Annotated in this window: 15 protein-coding genes; 14 read left to right on the top strand and 1 reads right to left on the bottom strand. The window is 70.1% G+C overall.

What is annotated here, in order from left to right; genetic code table 11:
* The first annotated feature begins 40 nt into the window (after positions 1-40).
* Both efp and nusB read left to right on the top strand, forming a co-directional pair.
* Positions 41-607, top strand: a complete 567-nt coding sequence (gene efp, locus ACQP17_RS06150) for an elongation factor P (protein WP_433855334.1) — start codon at positions 41-43, stop codon at positions 605-607.
* Positions 608-609: 2 nt separating this feature from the next.
* On the top strand, positions 610-1,044 hold the full coding sequence (gene nusB / locus ACQP17_RS06145; protein WP_433855333.1) for a transcription antitermination factor NusB: 435 nt from the start codon (positions 610-612) through the stop codon (positions 1,042-1,044).
* A 197-nt stretch (positions 1,045-1,241) separates the two neighbouring features.
* Here nusB and bldD read toward each other — a convergent pair whose 3' ends face one another.
* Positions 1,242-1,742 (bottom strand): transcriptional regulator BldD, encoded by a 501-nt coding sequence (gene bldD, locus ACQP17_RS06140; protein ID WP_093482219.1) that lies wholly within the window; start codon positions 1,740-1,742, stop codon positions 1,242-1,244.
* A 219-nt stretch (positions 1,743-1,961) separates the two neighbouring features.
* Between bldD and pyrR the strand changes: the two genes are divergently transcribed.
* From pyrR to coaBC, 12 genes are all read left to right on the top strand, one after another.
* A complete protein-coding gene (pyrR, locus tag ACQP17_RS06135; RefSeq protein WP_189102860.1) occupies positions 1,962-2,552 on the top strand; it encodes a bifunctional pyr operon transcriptional regulator/uracil phosphoribosyltransferase PyrR in 591 nt (196 codons plus the stop codon).
* 91 nt (positions 2,553-2,643) lie between these two features.
* On the top strand, positions 2,644-3,621 hold the full coding sequence (locus ACQP17_RS06130; RefSeq protein ID WP_189102858.1) for an aspartate carbamoyltransferase catalytic subunit: 978 nt from the start codon (positions 2,644-2,646) through the stop codon (positions 3,619-3,621).
* Between the two features lie 4 nt (positions 3,622-3,625).
* The gene (locus ACQP17_RS06125; RefSeq protein WP_433855332.1) at positions 3,626-4,912 is read left to right on the top strand and encodes a dihydroorotase; all 1,287 of its coding nucleotides are present in this window, start codon (positions 3,626-3,628) and stop codon (positions 4,910-4,912) included.
* Complete coding sequence (locus ACQP17_RS06120) at positions 4,909-5,505, top strand: hypothetical protein (RefSeq protein WP_433855331.1); 597 nt, start codon at positions 4,909-4,911, stop codon at positions 5,503-5,505. The genes ACQP17_RS06125 and ACQP17_RS06120 overlap by 4 nt, the downstream gene beginning before the upstream one ends.
* A complete protein-coding gene (carA, locus tag ACQP17_RS06115) occupies positions 5,502-6,656 on the top strand; it encodes a glutamine-hydrolyzing carbamoyl-phosphate synthase small subunit (RefSeq protein ID WP_433855330.1) in 1,155 nt (384 codons plus the stop codon). The genes ACQP17_RS06120 and carA overlap by 4 nt, the downstream gene beginning before the upstream one ends.
* Complete coding sequence (gene carB / locus ACQP17_RS06110; protein ID WP_433855329.1) at positions 6,649-9,960, top strand: carbamoyl-phosphate synthase large subunit; 3,312 nt, start codon at positions 6,649-6,651, stop codon at positions 9,958-9,960. The genes carA and carB overlap by 8 nt, the downstream gene beginning before the upstream one ends.
* A 99-nt stretch (positions 9,961-10,059) precedes the next feature.
* Complete coding sequence (locus ACQP17_RS06105) at positions 10,060-11,169, top strand: quinone-dependent dihydroorotate dehydrogenase (protein ID WP_433855328.1); 1,110 nt, start codon at positions 10,060-10,062, stop codon at positions 11,167-11,169.
* Positions 11,166-12,038, top strand: coding sequence for an orotidine-5'-phosphate decarboxylase (gene pyrF / locus ACQP17_RS06100; protein WP_433855327.1), 873 nt, complete (start codon positions 11,166-11,168; stop codon positions 12,036-12,038). Before ACQP17_RS06105 ends, pyrF begins: the two co-directional genes overlap by 4 nt.
* Positions 12,039-12,251: 213 nt before the next feature.
* Positions 12,252-12,575, top strand: coding sequence for an integration host factor (locus ACQP17_RS06095; protein ID WP_006607450.1), 324 nt, complete (start codon positions 12,252-12,254; stop codon positions 12,573-12,575).
* A 38-nt stretch (positions 12,576-12,613) separates the two neighbouring features.
* The gene (gene gmk / locus ACQP17_RS06090) at positions 12,614-13,234 is read left to right on the top strand and encodes a guanylate kinase (protein ID WP_433855326.1); all 621 of its coding nucleotides are present in this window, start codon (positions 12,614-12,616) and stop codon (positions 13,232-13,234) included.
* 101 nt (positions 13,235-13,335) lie between these two features.
* On the top strand, positions 13,336-13,608 hold the full coding sequence (rpoZ, locus tag ACQP17_RS06085; RefSeq protein ID WP_005319902.1) for a DNA-directed RNA polymerase subunit omega: 273 nt from the start codon (positions 13,336-13,338) through the stop codon (positions 13,606-13,608).
* Between the two features lie 104 nt (positions 13,609-13,712).
* The gene (coaBC, locus tag ACQP17_RS06080; RefSeq protein WP_433855325.1) at positions 13,713-14,954 is read left to right on the top strand and encodes a bifunctional phosphopantothenoylcysteine decarboxylase/phosphopantothenate--cysteine ligase CoaBC; all 1,242 of its coding nucleotides are present in this window, start codon (positions 13,713-13,715) and stop codon (positions 14,952-14,954) included.
* The last annotated feature ends 120 nt before the right edge of the window (positions 14,955-15,074 follow it).

Below are 15,074 nucleotides of genomic sequence, written 5' to 3'. Positions count from 1 at the left end.
CGAGGTACCCACAACCTGCAGTCCAGGAGATTCCGCAACCGTGGCTTCCACGAACGACCTCAAGAACGGCCTGGTGCTCAAGCTCGAAGGGGGCCAGCTCTGGTCCGTCGTCGAGTTCCAGCACGTCAAGCCCGGTAAGGGCCCGGCCTTCGTCCGCACCAAGCTGAAGAACGTGCTCTCCGGCAAGGTGGTGGACAAGACCTTCAACGCCGGTGTGAAGGTCGAGACGGCCACTGTCGACAAGCGTGGGATGCAGTTCTCGTACATGGACGGCGAGTACTTCGTCTTCATGGACATGGACACCTACGACCAGCTGATGGTCGACCGCAAGGCCGTCGGCGACGCCGCGAACTACCTCATCGAGGGCTTCGAGGCCGTCGTGGCGCAGCACGAGGGCGAGGTGCTCTACGTCGAGCTGCCGGCCGCCGTCGAGCTCGTCATCCAGCACACCGAGCCCGGCGTCCAGGGTGACCGCTCCACCGGCGGTTCCAAGCCCGCGACGCTGGAGACCGGCCACGAGATCCAGGTGCCGCTCTTCATCACGACCGGCGAGAAGATCAAGGTCGACACCCGCTCGGGCGACTACCTCGGCCGGGTGAACGGCTAACCGTGGCTGCCCGCACCAAGGCCCGTAAGCGCGCCTTCCAGATACTCTTCGAGGCCGACCAGCGCGGTGCCGATGTGCAGTCCGTGCTCGCGGACTGGATGCGGCACGCCCGGACCGACCCCCGGCAGCCGCCGGTGAACGAATACACCCTGCAGTTGGTCGAGGGGTACGCGGACCATGTCACCCGCATCGACGAGCTGATCTCCACCTACGCGGTCGACTGGGACCTCGACCGGATGCCCGCGGCCGACCGCAGCATCCTGCGTCTGGGCGCCTACGAGCTGCTCTGGGTGGACGAGACGCCGGACGCGGTGGCGATCGACGAGGCCGTGCAGCTCGCCAAGGAGTTCTCCACGGACGACTCCCCGGCCTTCGTGAACGGCCTCCTCGGCCGGCTCAAGGAGCTGAAGCCGAGCCTGCGCCGCGAGGAGCGGTAGGCGGTCGGCAGAGCGTGTGAACGGGCCCGGAGCGAGGGGATCTGCTCCGGGCCCGTCGCATGCCCGCAGAACGCCGTCCGGGACGCTCCGCGGGGGCGTCGCGGGTGGCCGCTCCCGCCGTGCGTGCCCGCCGAAACGCGGAACCGCCGCCCCGGAACTCCGGAGCGGCGGCACGTTTCTGCAGGTGGGAGGGGGGATCAGAGCTCGTCGTGCTGCACCGCGCGGCGGGCGTCGGCGTCGAGCACGCCCCAGCTGATCAGCTGCTCGGTCAGGACCGAGGGCGACTGGTCGTAGATGACCGCGAGGGTGCGCAGGTCGTCCTGGCGGATCGAGAGCACCTTGCCGTTGTAGTCACCGCGCTGGCTCTGGATGGTGGCCGCGTAGCGCTGCAGCGGGCCGGCCTTCTCCTGCGGGACGTGGGCCAGGCGCTCCAGGTCGAGCACCAGCTTCGGCGGCGGCTCGGCCGCGCCGCCCGGTGTCGTACCCGGCAGCAGCTCCTGCACCGGAACGCCGTAGAAGTCCGCCAGTTCGGCGAGGCGCTGCACGGTCACGGCACGGTCGCCGCGCTCGTACGAACCCACGACCACGGCCTTCCAGCGGCCCTGGGACTTCTCCTCGACGCCGTGGAGGGAGAGGCCCTGCTGGGTGCGGATGGCGCGGAGTTTGGCCCCGAGCTGTTTGGCGTATTCGCTGGACATATGGCTCCCCGGACGCTGTGTCGAAATGCGGCTCAGCCGCGGGCTGGTAACTCACTGTGAGGTTACGCAGCGTAATCTGACTTCGTCAAGCGGAACGGGTCAGACCCTCACCCGTCAGGGGTGCCGACGGGCGCCGCAAGGGGTCCTGCTAACCTGACTGCGTAATTCCGACGTCCTTTAAGGTCCGTCCCGTGAGGCGGAGAAGGGGGTCCGTTTCGTATGGACGCACACAGTTCCGACGCGGGGGTTCAGCTCCCCGCGCGACCGGTGCTCGAAGGCCCGGACATCGCGCGGATGCTCACGCGTATCGCCCACGAAATCGTCGAGCGCGCCAAGGGCGCGGACGACGTGGTGCTCCTGGGCATCCCCACCCGCGGCGTCTTCCTCGCCCGGCGGCTGGCCGCCAAGCTGGAGGAGATCACCGGCCGCGCCGTTCCGGTCGGCTCGCTCGACATCACGATGTACCGCGACGACCTGCGTCTGGGCCCCGCCCGCACGCTCGCCCGCACGGACATCCCCGCCGACGGCATCGAGGGCCGGGTCGTCCTGCTCGTCGACGACGTCCTCTTCTCCGGGCGCACGATCCGCGCCGCGCTGGACGCCCTCGGCGACATCGGGCGCCCGCGCGCCGTGCAGCTGGCGGTCCTCGTCGACCGCGGCCACCGCGAGCTGCCGATCCGCGCCGACTACGTCGGCAAGAACCTCCCCACGTCGCTGCGGGAGACGGTCAAGGTCCAGCTCACCGAGGAGGACGGCCGGGACGCCGTGCTGCTCGGCGTCAAGCACGCCGCACCGGCCGGCGAGCGCTAGCGCACCGCGCGCGGACCCGGTGGCACCGGGCCCGCAGGCATGCCCGCTCGACGGATTCCCGTACACCTCCTTCACCCACGGAGCACACCGGATGAAGCGTCACCTCATCTCGGCCGCCGACCTCACGCGCGACGACGCCGTCCTGATCCTCGACACCGCCGAGGAGATGGCGCGGGTCGCCGACCGGCCGATCAAGAAACTTCCCACCCTGCGCGGACGCACGGTCTGCAACCTCTTCTTCGAGGACTCGACCCGGACCCGGATCTCGTTCGAGGCCGCCGAGAAGCGGCTCTCCGCCGATGTGATCAACTTCGCCGCCAAGGGATCCAGCGTCTCCAAGGGCGAGTCGCTCAAGGACACCGCCCAGACCCTGGAGGCGATGGGCGTCGACGCCGTCGTCATCCGGCACGGCGCCTCCGGCGCGCCCTACCGGCTCGCCACCTCCGGCTGGATCGACGCCCCGGTCATCAACGCCGGCGACGGCACCCACCAGCACCCCACCCAGGCCCTGCTGGACGCCTTCACCATGCGGCGCCGGCTCCTGGGTCCGGACGCCGGGCTCGGCCAGGACCTCGGCGGCAAGCGCATCACCCTGGTCGGCGACGTGCTGCACAGCCGCGTCGCCCGCTCCAACGTCGACCTGTTGCACACCCTCGGCGCCGAGGTCACCCTGGTCGCGCCGCCCACGCTGGTGCCGGTCGGCGTCGAGCACTGGCCCTGCGAGGTCTCCTACGACCTCGACAGCGTGCTGCCGAAGTCCGACGCCGTGATGATGTTGCGGGTGCAGCGCGAGCGCATGAACGCCGCCTTCTTCCCCACCGAGCGCGAATACTCGCGCCGCTACGGTCTGGACGGCCAGCGGATGGCCCGGATGCCCGGCCACGCCCTGGTGATGCACCCCGGCCCGATGGTCCGCGGCATGGAGATCACCGCCGAGGTCGCCGACTCCGGGCGCTGCACGGCCGTCGAGCAGGTGGCCAACGGCGTCTCCGTCCGCATGGCCGTCCTGTACCTGCTGCTGGGCGGCAACGAGCCGGCCGTGACCCACCCCCGTACCGAGGAGAAGTAAGACCATGAGCAAGATTCTGATCCGCGGTGCGCAGGTGCTCGGCGGGGAGCCGCAGGACGTCCTGATCGACGGCGAGCTGATCGCGGCCGTCGGCACGGACCTGCCGGCCGACGGCGCCGAGGTCATCGAGGCCGCCGGGAAGGTGCTGCTGCCCGGCCTGGTCGATCTGCACACCCACCTGCGGGAGCCCGGGCGGGAGGACTCCGAGACCGTCCTGACCGGCACCCGCGCCGCGGCGAGCGGCGGCTACACCGCCGTGTTCGCCATGGCCAACACCTTCCCCGTGGCCGACACCGCCGGCGTCGTCGAGCAGGTCTACCGCCTCGGCAGGGAGCACGGCTACTGCGACGTGCAGCCCATCGGCGCCGTGACGGTCGGCCTGGACGGCAAGAAGCTCGCCGAGCTGGGCGCCATGCACGAGTCCGCCGCCGGGGTCACCGTCTTCTCCGACGACGGCAAGTGCGTCCACGACGCCGTGATCATGCGGCGCGCGCTGGAGTACGTGAAGGCGTTCGGCGGCGTCGTCGCCCAGCACGCCCAGGAGCCGCGGCTCACCGAGGGCGCCCAGATGAACGAGGGCGCCGTCTCCGCGGAGCTGGGGCTCGGCGGCTGGCCGGCCGTCGCCGAGGAGTCGATCATCGCCCGGGACGTGCTGCTCGCCGAGCACGTGGGCTCCCGGGTGCACATCTGCCACCTGTCGACCGCCGGCTCCGTCGAGATCGTCCGCTGGGCCAAGTCCCGCGGCATCGACGTGACGGCCGAGGTCACCCCGCACCACCTGCTCCTCACCGACGAGATGGTGCGTACCTACAACCCCGTCTTCAAGGTCAACCCGCCGCTGCGCACCGAGCGCGACGTCATGGCGCTGCGCGAGGCCCTCGCCGACGGCACCATCGACATCGTCGCCACCGACCACGCCCCGCACCCGCACGAGGACAAGGACTGCGAGTGGGCCGCGGCCGCCATGGGCATGGTGGGCCTGGAGACCGCGCTGTCGGTCGTCCAGCGGACGATGGTCGAGACCGGACTGCTGGACTGGGCGGGTGTCGCGGACCGGATGTCGGTCAAGCCCGCGCAGATCGGCGGGGCCGCCGGCCACGGCCGCCCCGTCTCGGCCGGTGAACCCGCCAACCTCACCCTGGTCGATTCCGCTTACCGTGGAGAGGTGGACCCCGCGGGTTTCGCCTCCCGCAGCCGCAACACCCCCTACGAGGGTCGTGAGCTGCCGGGACGCGTCACCCACACCTTCCTGCGGGGCCGGGCAACGCTCGTCGACGGGAAGCTGGCGTGACTCCTTCACTGTTCCACCTGGCCGCGGCACAACAGTCCGCACCGGTCACCGACTGGGCGGCACGGCTCGGCTGGGTCGTCGGGCTGCTGGTCTTCGTGGCCTTCGTCTACTGGCTGATGCGCCAGGGCTGGAAGTGGCGCGGCACGCTCCAGGGCGATCTGCCCGAGCTGCCGGCCCGCCCCGAGGAGCCCGGAGAGCCGCGGCTGACGCTCAGCGGGCGCTACCACGGCTCCACCACCGCCGGGCAGTGGCTCGACCGCATCGTCGCGCACGGCCTGGGGACCCGCAGCCGCGTCGAGCTGACGCTCACCGACCAGGGCCTGACGGTCGTACGCCCCGGCGCCACGGACTTCTTCGTACCGGTGGCCGCCCTCCGCGGCGCCCGCCTGGACAAGGGCATCGCCGGCAAGGTCCTCACCGAGGGCGGTCTGCTGATCGTCACCTGGGAGCACGGCGGCAAGCAGCTCGACTCGGGCTTCCGCTCCGACCGGGCCGTCGAGCACAGCGCCTGGGTCGAAGCCCTCACCGCGCTGAGCACCACCCCGCACACCACCCGCACCACCGAGCACACCGAAACGGAAGGCGCACGATGACGACCTCCACCAGGGGTTCCACCCACGGCACAGGGGGGCTCCCCGCCGTACTCGTCCTGGAGGACGGCCGCAGCTTCCGGGGCCGCGCCTACGGGGCCGTGGGGGAGACCTTCGGCGAAGCCGTGTTCAACACGGGCATGTCCGGCTATCAGGAGACGCTGACGGATCCGTCGTATCACCGTCAGGTGGTGGTGATGACGGCTCCGCACATCGGCAACACGGGGGTGAACGATGAGGATCCGGAGTCGCGGCGGATCTGGGTTTCCGGTTACGTCGTGCGCGACCCCGCCCGTATCCCGTCCAACTGGCGCGCGGTGCGTTCGCTGGACGAGGAGTTGATCGCGCAGGGCGTGGTGGGCATCAGCGGTGTCGACACCCGTGCGCTGACCCGTCATCTGCGTGAGCGTGGTGCGATGCGGGTGGGTATCTTCTCCGGTGACGCGCTGCCCGACGAGGGCACGATGCTGGCCAAGGTGCGCCAGGCTCCCGAGATGGCCGGCGCCGACCTGTCCGCCCAGGTCGCCACGAAGGAGCCCTATGTGGTCCCGGCGATCGGTACGAAGAAGTTCACGGTCGCGGCGATCGATCTGGGGATCAAGGGGATGACGCCGCACCGGATGGCGGAGCGCGGCATCGAGGTGCACGTCCTGCCCGCCACGGCGAGCGTCGAGGACGTCTACGCGGTGGCTCCGGACGGGGTGTTCTTCTCCAACGGGCCGGGGGACCCGGCCACCGCCGACCACGCGGTCTCGCTCATGCGCGGGGTGCTGGAGCGCAAGACGCCGTTGTTCGGTATCTGTTTCGGCAATCAGATCCTGGGCCGTGCGCTGGGTTTCGGGACGTTCAAGTTGAAGTACGGGCATCGGGGGATCAATCAGCCGGTGCAGGACCGTACGACGGGCAAGGTGGAGGTCACCGCCCACAATCACGGGTTCGCCGTCGACGCCCCGCTCGACAAGGTCTCCGAGACGCCCTTCGGCCGCGCCGAGGTCTCCCATGTCTGCCTCAACGATGACGTGGTGGAGGGCCTGCACCTCCTCGACCAGCCGGCGTTCAGTGTCCAGTACCACCCCGAAGCCGCCGCGGGTCCGCATGACGCCGCGTACCTCTTCGACCGCTTCGTATCCCTGATGGAGGGCCAGCGTGCCTAAGCGCTCCGATATCCAGTCCGTCCTGGTCATCGGCTCCGGTCCGATCGTCATCGGCCAGGCCGCCGAGTTCGACTACTCCGGCACCCAGGCCTGCCGGGTGCTGAAGGCCGAGGGCCTGCGGGTCATTCTGGTCAACTCCAACCCGGCGACGATCATGACCGACCCGGAGATCGCCGACGCCACCTACGTCGAGCCGATCACCCCGGACTTCGTCGAGAAGATCATCGCCAAGGAACGCCCCGACGCGCTGCTGCCCACCCTGGGCGGCCAGACCGCGCTGAACACGGCGATCTCGCTGCACGCCTCCGGCACCCTCGACAGGTACGGCGTCGAGCTGATCGGCGCGAACGTGGAGGCGATCAACAAGGGTGAGGACCGCGACCTGTTCAAGGAGGTCGTGGAGGAGGTCCGCAAGAAGATCGGTCACGGTGAGTCCGCGCGCTCCTACATCTGCCACTCCATGGACGATGTCCTGGCGGGTGTCGAGGAGCTCGGCGGCTACCCCGTGGTGGTGCGGCCCTCGTTCACCATGGGCGGTGCGGGTTCCGGCTTCGCGCACAACGAGGAGGAGCTGCGCCGTATCGCCGGTCAGGGCCTGACGCTCTCCCCGACCACCGAGGTGCTCCTGGAGGAGTCGATTCTGGGGTGGAAGGAGTATGAGCTGGAGCTGATGCGCGACAAGAGTGACAACGTCGTGGTCGTGTGCTCCATCGAGAACTTCGACCCGATGGGTGTGCACACCGGCGACTCGATCACCGTCGCCCCCGCGATGACGCTGACCGACCGTGAGTACCAGATCCTGCGGGACGTCGGCATCGCGGTGATCCGGGAGGTGGGGGTCGACACGGGTGGCTGCAACATCCAGTTCGCGGTCAATCCCGAGGACGGGCGGGTCATCGTCATCGAGATGAACCCGCGGGTCTCCCGCTCCTCCGCACTGGCCTCGAAGGCCACCGGCTTCCCCATCGCGAAGATCGCTGCCCGCCTCGCCGTCGGCTACACCCTCGATGAGATCCCCAACGACATCACCGAGAAGACCCCGGCGTCCTTCGAGCCGACGCTTGACTACGTCGTCGTCAAGGTCCCGCGGTTCGCGTTCGAGAAGTTCCCGGCGGCCGATGCCACCCTCACCACGACGATGAAGTCGGTCGGTGAGGCGATGGCGATCGGCCGGAACTTCACCGAGGCCCTCAACAAGGCCCTGCGCTCGCTGGAGAAGAAGGACAGTCAGTTCGACTTCGTCTCCGTGCCGGGTGCGAAGGCGGAGTTGCTGGAGGTGGCGAAGGTTCCCACCGATGGCCGGATCAACACGGTCATGCAGGCGATCCGTGCGGGGGCGACGCCGCAGGAGGTCTTCGAGGCGACGAAGATCGATCCGTGGTTCGTCGACCAGCTTTTCCTGATCAAGGAGGTCGCGGACGAGATCGCGGCCGCCGAGAAGCTGCACCCGCAGATCCTTGCGGACGCCAAGCGGCACGGCTTCTCCGACGCGCAGATCGCGGCGATCCGCGGGCTGCGCGAAGACGTCGTCCGCGAGGTCCGCCACGCCCTCGGGGTCCGTCCGGTCTACAAGACGGTCGACACCTGCGCCGCCGAATTCGCCGCGAAGACCCCGTACTTCTACTCCTCCTACGACGAGGAGAGCGAGGTCGCGCCGCGCGAGAAGCCCGCCGTGATCATCCTCGGCTCCGGCCCCAACCGCATCGGCCAGGGCATCGAGTTCGACTACTCCTGCGTCCACGCCTCCTTCGCCCTGAGCGACGCCGGCTACGAGACCGTGATGATCAACTGCAACCCCGAGACCGTCTCCACCGACTACGACACCTCCGACCGCCTCTACTTCGAGCCCCTCACCCTCGAAGACGTCCTGGAGATCGTCCACGCCGAGACCCAGGCAGGCCCCGTCGCCGGCGTCATCGTCCAACTCGGCGGACAGACCCCCCTCGGCCTCGCCCAAGCCCTCAAGGACAACGGCGTCCCCATCGTCGGGACCTCGCCCGAGGCGATCGACCTCGCGGAGGAGCGCGGCGCCTTTGGCCGGGTGCTGACCGAGGCCGGGCTGCCCGCTCCCAAGTACGGCACCGCGTTCTCCTTCGACGAGGCCAAGCGGATCGCCACCGAGATCGGCTACCCGGTCATGGTCCGCCCGTCCTACGTGCTCGGCGGCCGCGGCATGGAAATCGTCTACGACGAGCCGTCGCTCGGGGAGTACCTCACCCGCCACGCCGGCCTGATCGACCAGCACCCGGTCCTGATCGACCGGTTCCTCGACGACGCGATCGAGATCGACGTCGACGCGCTCTACGACGGCCACGAGCTCTACCTCGGCGGCGTCATGGAACACATCGAGGAAGCCGGCATCCACTCCGGCGACTCCGCCTGCGCCCTGCCCCCCATCACCCTCGGCGGCTACGACATCAAGCGGCTGCGCGCCTCGACGGAGGCCATCGCCAAGGGCGTCGGCGTCCGCGGCCTGATCAACATCCAGTTCGCCATGGCCGGCGACATCCTCTACGTGCTGGAGGCCAACCCCCGCGCCTCCCGCACCGTCCCCTTCACCTCGAAGGCGACCGCGGTGCCGCTGGCCAAGGCCGCCGCCCGGATCTCGCTGGGTGCGACCGTCGCCGAGCTGCGTGCCGAGGGCATGCTGCCCGCCACCGGGGACGGCGGCACCCTGCCGCTGGACGCGCCGATCTCCGTCAAGGAAGCCGTGATGCCCTGGTCGCGGTTCCGTGACATCCACGGCCGCGGAGTGGACACCATTCTCGGCCCGGAGATGCGTTCCACCGGCGAGGTCATGGGCATCGACTCGGTCTTCGGCACCGCCTACGCCAAGTCGCAGACCGGCGCGTACGGCGCCCTGCCGACCAAGGGCCGGGCGTTCGTCTCGGTCGCCAACCGGGACAAGCGCTCGATGATCTTCCCGGCCCGGGAACTGGTCGCGCACGGCTTCGAGCTGCTCGCCACCTCCGGCACCGCCGAGGTGCTGCGCCGCAACGGCATCAACGCCACCGTGGTCCGCAAGCAGTCCGAGGGCGAGGGCCCGAACGGCGAGAAGACGATCGTCCAGCTGATCCACGACGGCCAGGTCGACCTGATCGTCAACACCCCCTACGGCACCGGCGGCCGCCTCGACGGCTACGACATCCGTACCGCCTCCGTCGCCCGCGGCGTCCCGTGCCTGACCACGGTCCAGGCGCTCGCCGCGGCCGTCCAGGGCATCGAGGCCATGTCCCGCGGGGACGTGGGGGTGCGTTCCCTCCAGGAACACGCCGAACATCTCACCGCGGCCCGCGCGGAGTAGCGGCAGGGAGGGGGACACCGAGGCGGTGTCCCCCTCTTCGTGCGCCCCGCACCCGCTCCACGAGCCCCGACTCCTCACCGCGGAAGGTCCCGCCCGACGATGTACCGCCTGTTCTTCCACCTGATCTTCAAGCGCATGGACCCCGAGGAGGCCCACCACCTGGCCTTCCGCTGGATCCAGCTGGCCGTGCGCGTCCCCGTGCTGCGCACCTTCCTCGCGGCCGCCCTCGCCCCCCGCCACACCGAGCTGCGCACCGAGGCCCTGGGCCGCCGGATGCACGGCCCGTTCGGGCTGGCCGCCGGCTTCGACAAGAACGCCGTCGCCATCGACGGCATGACCATGCTCGGCTTCGACCACGTCGAGATCGGCACGGTCACCGCCCAGCCGCAGCCGGGCAACCCCAAGAAGCGCCTGTTCCGCCTCGTACCGGACCGTGCGCTGATCAACCGGATGGGGTTCAACAACGACGGCTCGGCGTCCGTGGCGGCCCGTCTGGCGGCCCGCAACCCGGTCTTTCCGGCCACCGTCGGCGTCAACATCGGCAAGACGAAGGTCGTGCCGGAGGACGAGGCGACCGCCGACTACGTCACCTCCACCGAGCGGCTCGCCCGCCACGCCGACTACCTGGTCGTCAACGTCTCCTCCCCGAACACGCCGGGGCTGCGCAACCTTCAGGCCGTCGACCACCTGCGCCCGCTGCTGACCGCGGTCCGCGCGGCCGCGGACCGCACCGTCACCGACCGCCGGGTCCCGCTGCTGGTCAAGATCGCGCCGGACCTCGCCGACGCGGACGTGGACGCGGTCGCTGACCTCGCCGTCGAACTCGGGCTGGACGGGATCATCGCCACCAACACCACCATCGCCCGCGAGGGCCTGGGGCTGACCTCCGACCCGGAGCTGATCGCCGAGACCGGCGGACTGTCCGGCGCGCCGGTCAAGGAACGCTCCCTGGAGGTGCTGCGCCGCCTCTACGCCCGGGTCGGCGACACGATCACCCTCGTCGGCGTCGGCGGCATCGAGAACGCCGAGGACGCCTGGCAGCGCATCCTCGCCGGCGCCACCCTGCTCCAGGGCTACAGCGCCTTCATCTACCAGGGCCCCTTCTGGTGCCGCGCGATCCACAAGGGACTCGCCGCCCGCCTGCGCAACAGCCCCTACGCCACCCTCGCCGAGGCCGTCGGCGCCGAGCACAAGAAGGTGACCGCATGACCGACGCACCGAAGCCCTCCGGGCCGCAGGGCCCGTCCGCGCACCCGTTCGGGGCCCGCCTGCGCCGCGCCATGGACGCGCGCGGACCGCTGTGCGTCGGCATCGACCCACACGCCTCGCTGCTGGCCGACTGGGGCCTGAACGACGATGTCGCCGGGCTGGCGCGATTCACCCGTACCGTCGTCGAGGCCCTGGGCGACTCGGTGGCCGTGTTCAAGCCACAATCCGCGTTCTTCGAGCGCTTCGGCTCGCGCGGCCTGGCCGTCCTGGAGACCGCCGTCGTCGAGGCCCGCGAGCGCGGCGCCCTGGTCGTGATGGACGCCAAGCGCGGCGACATCGGCTCGACCATGGCCGCCTACGCCGCGACCTACCTCGACCCGGCCTCCCCGCTCTTCTCGGACGCCGTCACGGTCAGCCCCTTCCTGGGCTACGGCTCGCTGCGCCCGGCCGTCGACCTGGCCCGGGAGAACGGCTGCGGGCTGTTCACCCTCGCCCTGACCTCCAACCCGGAGGGCCAGGAGGTCCAGCGCGCGGTGCGTGCCGACGGCAGCACTGTCGCGGCCACCGTGCTCGGCCATCTCGCCGCCGAGAACGCCGGCGCCGAGCCGCTGGGCTCCTTCGGCGCGGTCGTCGGCGCCACGCTCGGTGATCTCTCCTCGTTCGACCTGTCGATCAACGGCCCGCTGCTCGCCCCCGGCATCGGCGCCCAGGGGGCCACCCCCGCCGACCTCCCGGCCGTCTTCGGCGAGGCCGTCCACAACGTCCTGCCGAGCGTCAGCCGGGGGGTGCTGCGGCACGGTCCGGACACCTCGGCACTGCGCGCGGCGGTCGACCGATTCACCGGCGAAGTGCGCACCGCGCTCGCCTGAACGCCGTCCGACGGGGACTTTGGTCCCGAATTGTCCTGGTCAGCAGAGTCTGACCAGGACTTTTCGTCTGTTCTCGCTGACTCCGGAGCGCTCGCCCGCTAGTCTCCGACGAGAGCACTGCACGTAAGCGCGTTGCTCGTTGCTCCGCAGGTGCGGGGCGACTAGGTTCCACACCGGTCCGTATCCGAGTTCTACATCCGAGGTGACGTAGGCGTGGCTCTTCCGCCCCTTACCCCTGAACAGCGCGCAGCCGCGCTCGAGAAGGCCGCCGCGGCTCGCCGGGAGCGCGCCGAGGTCAAGAATCGGCTCAAGCACTCCGGTGCTTCCCTCCATGAGGTCATCAAGCAGGGCCAGGAGAACGACGTCATCGGCAAGATGAAGGTCTCCGCCCTCTTGGAGTCCCTGCCGGGCGTCGGCAAGGTCCGTGCCAAGCAGATCATGGAGCGACTCGGGATCTCCGAGAGCCGCCGAGTCCGGGGTCTTGGCTCCAACCAGATCGCGTCACTGGAGCGCGAGTTCGGCAGCACCGCTTCCTGAATTTTCCGGCACCACCGGGAAGCTGGAATAATCGCTGCATGAGTTCTGCAGTCTCCCGGGGGACGACCCCCGAGCCCCCGGCCAGACAACCGCGGCTGACCGTGCTCTCCGGCCCCTCCGGGGTCGGCAAGAGCACGGTCGTCGCGCATATGCGCAAGGTCCACCCCGAGGTCTGGCTCTCCGTTTCGGCCACGACCCGCAAGCCGCGCCCCGGGGAGCGGCACGGCGTGCAGTATTTCTTCGTCGACGACGTGGAATTCGACAAGCTGATCGCCAATGGTGAGCTGCTCGAATGGGCCGAGTTCGCCGGCAACCGCTACGGCACCCCCCGCAAGGCGGTGCTGGACCGGCTGGAGGCCGGCGAGCCGGTCCTGCTGGAGATCGATCTGCAGGGCGCCCGCCAGGTGCGCGAGTCCATGGCGGAGGCCCATCTGGTCTTCCTCGCCCCGCCGAGCTGGGACGAGCTGGTCCGCCGGCTCACCGGCCGGGGCACCGAGGCGCCGGAGGTCATCGAACGACGGCTCGCCGCCGCCAGGGTCGAACTGGCTGCGGAGAAGGAGTTCGATGTGACGCTTGTCAACACCTCCGTCGAGGACGTCAGCCGCGAGCTGCTAGCCTTGATGTTGCATCGATCCGGGGAGCGGAACACCAGCGGCTGACCCCGCCGAGCTTCACCGGCCCCGGACCGACCACGACTTTGCGCCAATTTCGTACGACCAGGCGCATGACCCAGGTGTTATCCCCTTTCGGAAGGCAGAGAGTGTCCTCTTCCATCACCGCACCCGAGGGCATCATCAACCCGCCCATTGATGAGCTTCTCGAGGCCACCGATTCGAAGTACAGCCTCGTGATCTACGCCGCCAAGCGCGCGCGCCAGATCAACGCGTACTACTCGCAGCTCGGTGAGGGCCTGCTGGAGTACGTCGGCCCCCTCGTCGACACGCACGTCCACGAGAAGCCCCTGTCGATCGCGCTGCGCGAGATCAACGCGGGCCTGCTGACCTCCGAGGCCATCGAGGGCCCCGCGCAGTAAGGCAGCACAGCAGTTCATCGAGGCCCGGCGGAGCGACCGCCGGGCCCTTGGTGTGTCATAGGGGCATACCGACACAGGGACCGAGTCCGGGGAGCGGCGGAGCGATGGACAAGCGGGAGCGGGAGCGGGAGCGGCCCAGGGTCGTCCTGGGGGTCAGCGGCGGGATCGCCGCGTACAAGGCGTGCGAGCTGCTGCGCCGGCTGACCGAGTCCGGGCACGACGTACGGGTCGTGCCGACCGCCTCGGCGCTGCACTTCGTCGGCGAGGCCACCTGGTCGGCGCTGTCCGGGAACCCGGCCGGCACCGAGGTCTGGGAGTCCGTCCACGAGGTCCCGCACGTCCGCATCGGGCAGTCCGCGGATCTTGTGGTGGTCGCCCCGGCCACCGCCGACATGCTGGCCAAGGCCGCCCACGGCCTCGCCGACGACCTGCTGACGAACACGCTGCTCACCGCGCGCTGTCCGGTGGTCTTCGCCCCGGCGATGCACACCGAGATGTGGGAGCACCCCGCCACCCAGGAGAACGTCGCCACCCTGCGTCGCCGTGGCGCGCTCGTCATCGAGCCCGCGGTCGGCCGGCTGACCGGCGTCGACACCGGCAAGGGCCGCCTGCCCGACCCGGCCGAGATCTTCGCCGTCTGCCGCCGGGTGCTGGCCCGCGGCCCGCGGGCGGCGGAGCAGGACCTCGCCGGGCGCCATGTGGTGATCAGCGCGGGCGGTACCCGTGAGCCGCTGGACCCGGTCCGCTATCTGGGCAACCGTTCCTCCGGCAAGCAGGGCTACGCGCTGGCCCGTACCGCGGTGGCCCGCGGTGCCCGGGTCACCCTCGTCGCCGGCAACACCGAGCTGCCCGATCCGGCCGGCGTCGACGTGATCCGCATCGGCACGGCCCGGCAGCTGCACGAGGCCGTGGTGAAGGCGGCCGCGGAGGCGGACGCGGTGGTCATGGCGGCCGCCGTGGCGGATTTCCGGCCCGCCGCCTACACCACCGGGAAGATCAAGAAGGTCGAGGGCCGGGAGCCCGCACCGGTTGCCCTGGTGAGGAATCCGGACATTCTCGCCGAGGTCTCCGCCGAGCGGGCCCGCCCGGGGCAGGTCGTGGTCGGCTTCGCCGCCGAGACCGACGACGTGCTCGCCAACGGCCGGGCCAAGCTCGCCCGCAAGGGCTGCGACCTGCTGGTCGTCAATGAGGTCGGGGAGCACAAGGCCTTCGGGTCGGCGGAGAACGAAGCGGTGATCCTGGCGGCCGACGGCAGTGAGACGCCGGTGCCCTACGGACCCAAGGAAGATCTGGCCGATACGGTCTGGGATCTGGTGGCTCCGCGACTGGCCGATACCGAACGCTGAGACGCGTACAAGCTCCCCGGAACCACTCCTTCGGCCGTACAAAATCGGGCGTGTCCCCTTGACCCGCCCCATTCTCAAGGTGATCGTCCTACCGTGAGTCGCGGTGTCCCAGGTCACGAG

The organism is Streptomyces kronopolitis (genome assembly GCF_050953795.1).
GTDB lineage: Bacteria > Actinomycetota > Actinomycetes > Streptomycetales > Streptomycetaceae > Streptomyces > Streptomyces kronopolitis_A.
The sequence above is the reverse complement of the archived record's forward strand: the minus strand, read 5'-3'. Positions and strand labels throughout refer to the sequence as shown.